Annotated in this window: 5 protein-coding genes; 2 read left to right on the top strand and 3 right to left on the bottom strand. The window is 39.4% G+C overall.

Annotated features, from left to right (window positions below):
- The first annotated feature begins 160 nt into the window (after nucleotides 1-160).
- Entirely contained in the window at nucleotides 161-691 is a 531-nt protein-coding gene (locus DBR11_RS00160) for an RNA methyltransferase (RefSeq protein WP_108549585.1), read from the top strand.
- A 10-nt stretch (nucleotides 692-701) separates the two neighbouring features.
- Nucleotides 702-1,364 carry a YdeI family protein gene (locus DBR11_RS00155; protein ID WP_108549584.1) on the top strand — a complete coding sequence of 221 codons (663 nt, stop codon included), beginning with the start codon at nucleotides 702-704 and terminating at the stop codon, nucleotides 1,362-1,364.
- 57 nt (nucleotides 1,365-1,421) lie between these two features.
- Here DBR11_RS00155 and DBR11_RS00150 read toward each other — a convergent pair whose 3' ends face one another.
- The 3 genes from DBR11_RS00150 to gltB form a co-directional block, all read right to left on the bottom strand.
- Nucleotides 1,422-1,982, bottom strand: a complete 561-nt coding sequence (locus DBR11_RS00150) for a hypothetical protein (RefSeq protein WP_108549583.1) — start codon at nucleotides 1,980-1,982, stop codon at nucleotides 1,422-1,424.
- A 170-nt stretch (nucleotides 1,983-2,152) separates the two neighbouring features.
- Entirely contained in the window at nucleotides 2,153-3,619 is a 1,467-nt protein-coding gene (locus DBR11_RS00145; RefSeq protein WP_108549582.1) for a glutamate synthase subunit beta, read from the bottom strand.
- A 3-nt stretch (nucleotides 3,620-3,622) separates the two neighbouring features.
- Nucleotides 3,623-6,439, bottom strand: a 2,817-nt coding sequence (gene gltB / locus DBR11_RS00140; RefSeq protein ID WP_108549581.1) for a glutamate synthase large subunit, incomplete at its 5' end; no start/stop codon positions are given.

The raw sequence follows: 6,439 nt of genomic DNA, 5'->3' as shown, positions 1-6,439 counted from the left end.
CCACTATACCCAGCAATACATAAACCTATATGAATAATTTGGGAGGCATATAATCGGTTCATTACCTTTAAACTGAGCATTAAGAGCTCTTGAAAACAGCGGAAACAGTAAATGAATCGAAAAAAACGATTATTATATCGATAAGATAATTAAAATTTTAATGGAGAAACTAAAACTAGACGATCTGAACAGGGTAAGTGTGGAAGAATTTAAAGAACAGGATAAATTGCCTGTGGCTGTGGTTCTGGACAATGTAAGAAGTATGCATAATGTAGGATCCGTATTCAGAACCGGTGATGGCTTCGCAATTGAAAAATTGGTTCTTTGCGGTATCACAGCATGTCCTCCCCATAGGGAAATTGAGAAAACAGCTTTGGGAGCAACCCTATCCGTTGATTGGGTACATTTTGAAAAAACAACGGAAGCAATCAATAGCTTGCGGAGTGATGGTTACACCATAACAGCCATAGAACAAGCCAAAAACAGTACTATGCTAAATACATTTACACCAGATCCTAAGAAAAAGTATGCACTTATTTTTGGAAATGAGGTGGACGGAGTCAGTGATGAAGTCATGTCAATTATAGACCAATGTATAGAAATTCCTCAATTTGGAACTAAACATTCTTTCAATATTGTAGTATCAGCAGGGATAGTACTTTGGGACTTTTTTGCGAAAATTAGATTATAAATCAAGGCCTATGGATCATGCATTATTTAAAAAATTACTAGTAAAACCAGGGCACAGGCTCTTGCTATCTCATCCGCCGGAAGATATTCAGTCTATATTGGGTGCTGTTCCCAAAACCATTGAACTCAGTTACAGAGACAATCACGCGTATGATACAGCATTGGCGTTTGTTCGGTTTGAAGAAGAATTGTCATCTTGTCTCGAAACTTTATCAGCTACATTGACACCTGATACTATTCTTTGGATAGCCTATCCAAAAAAAAATTCTGGAATTACAACGGATATGAATATGATGGGACCTTGGGATGGTGTTAAAAAATTTAATCTGAGTCCATGCGCTTCAGTATCAATTAATGATGTCTGGACGGCAATAAGGCTAAAACCTCAGGACCAGATCAAGCCATCCGGGCTAGCCAACTCGAGTATAAAAAATAACGCTTATGCAGAGTTTATAGATATCGAGAATAAACAGGTCCTTTTACCCAAGGATTTAAACAAGGAACTGGAAAAACATAAAGAAGCTTATCATTTCTTTATGCAGCTGGCCTGGAGCCATAAAAAGGAATATGTGCTTTGGATCTTGACCGCGAAACAGGAAAAAACCAGAATATCAAGGATTCAAAAAATGGTTGAGCTATTGATACAAAAAAAGAAAAATCCATCCGATAAATAAAAGAGAGAGACCAGTATAAAACCGGTCTCTCTCTTTTTTATATTTACCATATCCTAATTATCCTCTACCACCTCTTTGCTCCGGGTGATCTTTTCTTTCAGGCCTGTTGTTATTTGCCGGTCTGCCACCCCTATCGTTATTGGACCTTACTGCTGGCCTGTTATCATTTCTTGATGGAGTGCCTCTTCCATTATTTTTGTACAAACTATGCCCTTTCACAACCGAATATCTATTATCCCTGCTGTCTCTAATTACAGTTTGCTTACCAGACCAATTTTTATATTTGCCGTACTGGCGAACATACGTGCTATGTTGTAGATAAGGTTTTGGCTTATTGATCACCACCTTATAAGCATTATAAAGATTGAAATTTCCATAAGCTGGAGGTAGATTTCTATTCCATGTCCAACGGCCATTGGTTAAATAAATATACTGGCCAGAAGGTACATAGTAATAAGCATCAATTGCAGGAATATAATAATAATCTACATGGTCATAACCTGTTGGTCCCCAAAGCGGTTGAGAGCCGATATTTATGTTCAAGCTGATTTGAGCTTTGGCAGGTATGCTGAATATTGAGGTCATCAATAGCACAGCAACAATAATTATCTTTTTCATGTTGTTACCAATTTAAGGTTTCGTTTAGTAATCAAGATACTGCAAATTGATGTCCAAACACTAAAACAAGCAAATAATTTAACAAAATTTAACTGATGGGATAAAAGTGTATAAAAAGAAAGCCAATGCTACATAAACATCGGCTTTCTTTTTATACACTTTTATATTGATCAGGCATAAGGAATGCCATCTTTACATGGCAATTTACTATATCCCATCAGGTATTCATCAACTTTTCTTGCAGTCTCTCTACCTTCAGATATTGCCCAAACCACTAAAGACTGACCTCTTCTCATATCACCTGCAGCAAAAATCTTTGCAATATTCGTTTGATAATTTCCTTCTTCAGCTTTAACATTCCCTCTGTTGTCAAGTTCAACACCTAATTTCTCCAGTAAACCTTCCTTCTGAGGATGTAGGAAGCCCATAGCTAAGAGTACCAACTGACAAGGTAATTCGCGTTCGGTACCAGCAACTTCCGTAAAGTTAACCGGGCGTCCGTTTGCGTCAATCTGCCACTCTACATCCACTATTTTCAAGGCCTTCAGATTTCCATTTTCATCTTTAATGAATTCTTTGGAGTTTACGGCCCAACCTCTTTCACATCCTTCTTCATGAGAAGAAGTCACTTTCAAAAGCATTGGGTAAGTTGGCCAAGGCATATTGGACGTGCGTTGCTGCGAAGGCATTGGCATGATTTCGAACTGAGTTACAGATTTGGCCCCTTGTCTGTTGGAAGTTCCAATACAATCTGAACCTGTATCCCCCCCTCCAATTACAATAACATCTTTACCAGTTGCTAAAATAGGTTCCTGTTCAACACTGAAATTCTTTACCCGTTTATTTTGCTGTTTTAAAAAATCCATAGCGAAATGAACGCCCTTAGATTCCCGGCCCGGAATACTTAAATCTCTAGGGATTGTGGAACCACCAGCCAGTACAATAGATTGAAAATCTCTTAATAAAGTGCTGATCTCTACATTCACCCCAACGTTAGAATTACATTTAAATATAACCCCTTCTTTCTCCAGAAGTGAAATACGCCTTGTTACCACATCTTTCTGAAGTTTAAAATCAGGAATTCCGTAATTTAACAGTCCTCCAGGGGTGTCATCACGCTCATAAACAGTAACTTCATGACCTGCCCTATTCAATTGTGCTGCTGCAGCTAAACCAGCCGGGCCTGAACCAATAACAGCTACTTTTTTACCTGTTCTTAGTAAAGGTTGCTCCGCTTTAATATAGCCTTTTGCAAAAGCAATCTCAATAATATGTTTTTCAATCTCTTCAATGGAAACCGGTGGTTTGTTGATTCCAAGCACACATGCAGATTCACATGGTGCAGGACAAATTCTTCCAGTGAATTCAGGAAAGTTGTTAGTGCTTAGCAAAATAGATGTTGCCAGCTGCCAATCTCCTTTATATACAGCGTCGTTAAATTCAGGGATAACATTTCCCAGTGGGCAACCCGACTGGCAAAAAGGAACCCCACAATCCATACAACGTGCAGCCTCCTTATTGATCTGCTCTGCTTCATACGCCTGAACAAACTCATTGTAATGTTTTAAACGCGCTTTAGCGTCTTCTTTTACAGGAGCAGTTCTTTCATACTCTAAAAATCCAGTTACTTTTCCCATAATTTAAGATATTTTTAATTTAGAATTTCTTTTCATTAATACTGCTTTGTACTCTTTAGGGAATACTTTGATGAAATGTGCAGATTGAGTTGCCCAATCATTTAATATAAACTGAGCCAATTTGCTGCCGGTTAATTGAATATGCTTTTTTAATAAAATATTAATTCGCAATTCATCTTCTTCAGTCAATGGATCCAGGTCAACCATCTCCTTATTGCATTTGGTTGGAAAATTACCCTTTGTGTCGTAAATCCAGGCAACACCACCGCTCATACCTGCGGCAAAATTGCTTCCCGTTTCGCCAATAACCAAAACTTCACCACCAGTCATATACTCACAACCATGATCGCCAAGCCCCTCTACAACGGCTGTTGCACCAGAGTTCCTCACCGCAAACCTTTCTCCAGCCTGACCTCTTACAAATAATTCACCTGAGGTCGCGCCATAAAGCGCCACGTTACCAATAATGATATTCTGTTCTGGCACGTAACTGATATTAGAGAAAGGATAAATAGATAATCTTGCTCCGGAAAGCCCTTTACCCACATAATCATTAGCCTCGCCTTCCAATTGAAGAGAGATACCTCTTGCCGCGAAAGCCCCAAAGCTCTGTCCGGCAGACCCATTAAATTTAAAATTAATAGTATCTACAGGCAAGCCCTGGCCTTTATACACTTTAGAGACCTCATTAGATAACATTGTACCAATTGCTCTATCTGTATTTTTTACTTCGAATTCTTTAAATACAGGCTCTTTGCTAAGAATAGATGGCTGTGCAGCCTGGATCAGCTTATGATCAAGAACATCGCTAAGTCCATGGTCTTGTTGTTCTGTGTTATAGAAGCTCAGGCCGTTATCCGGTGCTTTATATAAAATTCCGGAAAGATCCAGATCCTTCAGTTTCCAATCGCTCTCCGCAATTTGACGAACACCTAAAGCATCAGCCTGCCCAACCATTTCATTTACAGTACGGAAACCAAGTTCAGCCATTGTTTCACGTAATTCCTCAGCAAGAAAATAGAAAAGGTTTACAACATGATCTGCTTCACCAGTAAATAATTTTCTCAGTTCAGGATCTTGAGTCGCTACCCCTACCGGACAAGTATTTAAATGACATTTACGCATCATAATACAGCCAGAAGTAACCAAAGCAGCAGTAGCTACACCCCATTCTTCTGCACCTAATAAAGTTGCAATTGCAATATCTCTTCCTGTTTTGAGCTGACCGTCAGTTTGCAGAACTACTCTGCTTCTTAAACGGTTTTTAACAAGGGTTTGGTGGGCTTCGGCCAATCCAAGCTCCCAAGGTAAACCTGCATGCTGAATAGAAGTTAATGGAGAAGCACCTGTTCCTCCGTCAAATCCAGAAACCAGGATCACATCAGCATGAGCTTTGGCTACCCCTGCAGCAATTGTTCCAACTCCAGCTTTCGACACCAATTTCACGTTAATACGCGCTTCACGATTTGCATTCTTCAGGTCGAAGATAAGCTGAGCAAGATCTTCAATAGAGTAAATATCATGGTGAGGCGGTGGTGAAATTAAACCAACTCCCGGAGTTGCATGACGAACTTTTGCAATCCAGTCATCAACTTTATGTCCTGGAAGCTGCCCCCCTTCTCCTGGTTTAGCACCTTGTGCCATTTTGATCTGAAGTTCGTCGGCATTTGTTAAATAATAACTGGTTACACCAAAACGTGCAGACGCAATCTGTTTAATAGCCGAACGCATAGAATCTCCATTTGGCAAAACTTCATAGCGCAATTCATCCTCGCCACCCTCACCGGTATTGCTTTTTCCGCCAATGCGATTCATAGCAATAGCAAGTGTAGAGTGTGCTTCATGCGAAATTGAACCAAAAGACATTGCTCCTGTTGCGAAACGTTTTAATATATTTTCAATTGGCTCAACCTCATTTAAAGGAACAGCTGGCCTATTGTATTTAAATTCAAACAAGCCACGAATAGTATAGGCTTGTTTCGTTTGTTCATTAACTAGTTTGGAATACTGTTTATAAGTAGCATAATCATTCCTTCTGGTTGAATTCTGTAGTAAATGGATAGTTTGTGGGTTGAACAAGTGCTGTTCACCTTTACGTCTCCATTTATAAGTGCCGCCAGTTGGAAGAATTGGGTCTGGCCTGTTGGCTTTTCCAAATACCCGGCTGTGTTTAATAAGTGCTTCATTTGCAATTTCATCAAGACCAAGCCCACCTATTCTGGATACTGAACCAGAAAAATAGGTGTCAACAACATTTTTGTGGATACCTAAGATTTCGAATATCTGCGCTCCATGGTAAGACTGTAAAGTTGATATTCCCATTTTTGAGAATATTTTAAGCAAACCGTTATTTACAGCATAGATATAATTTTGAGTTAGTTTTTCCAGTTTCTGATCTGTTTCATGTTCTATTCCCTTAATGGTTTCCAGCGCGAGATATGGGTTAACCGCAGTAGCACCAAAACCAATCAGACAAGCAAAATGGTGTACTTCCCAAACATCACCAGCTTCAACTACAATGCCTACAGCACCTCTGTGACCTTTACGGATCAGATGGTGATGAACTGCAGATACCGCTAGTAAAGAAGGTATAGCCGCATGTTCAGAATCAACAGCCCTGTCAGATAAAATGATGACCTGAAAGCCATCTTCTACGGCATCAACGGCATAGCGGCATAAACGATCCAATGCTTTAGCCATAGCTCCTGGCTTACCGGAAGCTCTGAAATAAGTTTGCAGTGTTTTAGATTGAAAAACACCAGTATCAATACTTCTTAATTTCTCTAATTCAAGATTAGTTAATATTGGATGTTTAATGCC

It is taken from the genome of Pedobacter sp. HMWF019, from assembly GCF_003061025.1.
Classification (GTDB): Bacteria; Bacteroidota; Bacteroidia; order Sphingobacteriales; family Sphingobacteriaceae; genus Pedobacter.
Note: the sequence above shows the minus strand (reverse complement) of the source record. Positions and strands in the feature narration are given on the sequence as shown.

Bases quoted from the DNA above. Each gene is read 5' to 3' on its own strand.
- DBR11_RS00150 (WP_108549583.1), bottom strand. From the start codon at position 1,982: ATGAAAAAGATAATTATTGTTGCTGTGCTATTGATGACCTCAATATTC.
- DBR11_RS00160 (WP_108549585.1), top strand. From the start codon at position 161: ATGGAGAAACTAAAACTAGACGATCTGAACAGGGTAAGTGTGGAAGAA.
- DBR11_RS00155 (WP_108549584.1), top strand. From the start codon at position 702: ATGGATCATGCATTATTTAAAAAATTACTAGTAAAACCAGGGCACAGG.
- DBR11_RS00145 (WP_108549582.1), bottom strand. From the start codon at position 3,619: ATGGGAAAAGTAACTGGATTTTTAGAGTATGAAAGAACTGCTCCTGTA.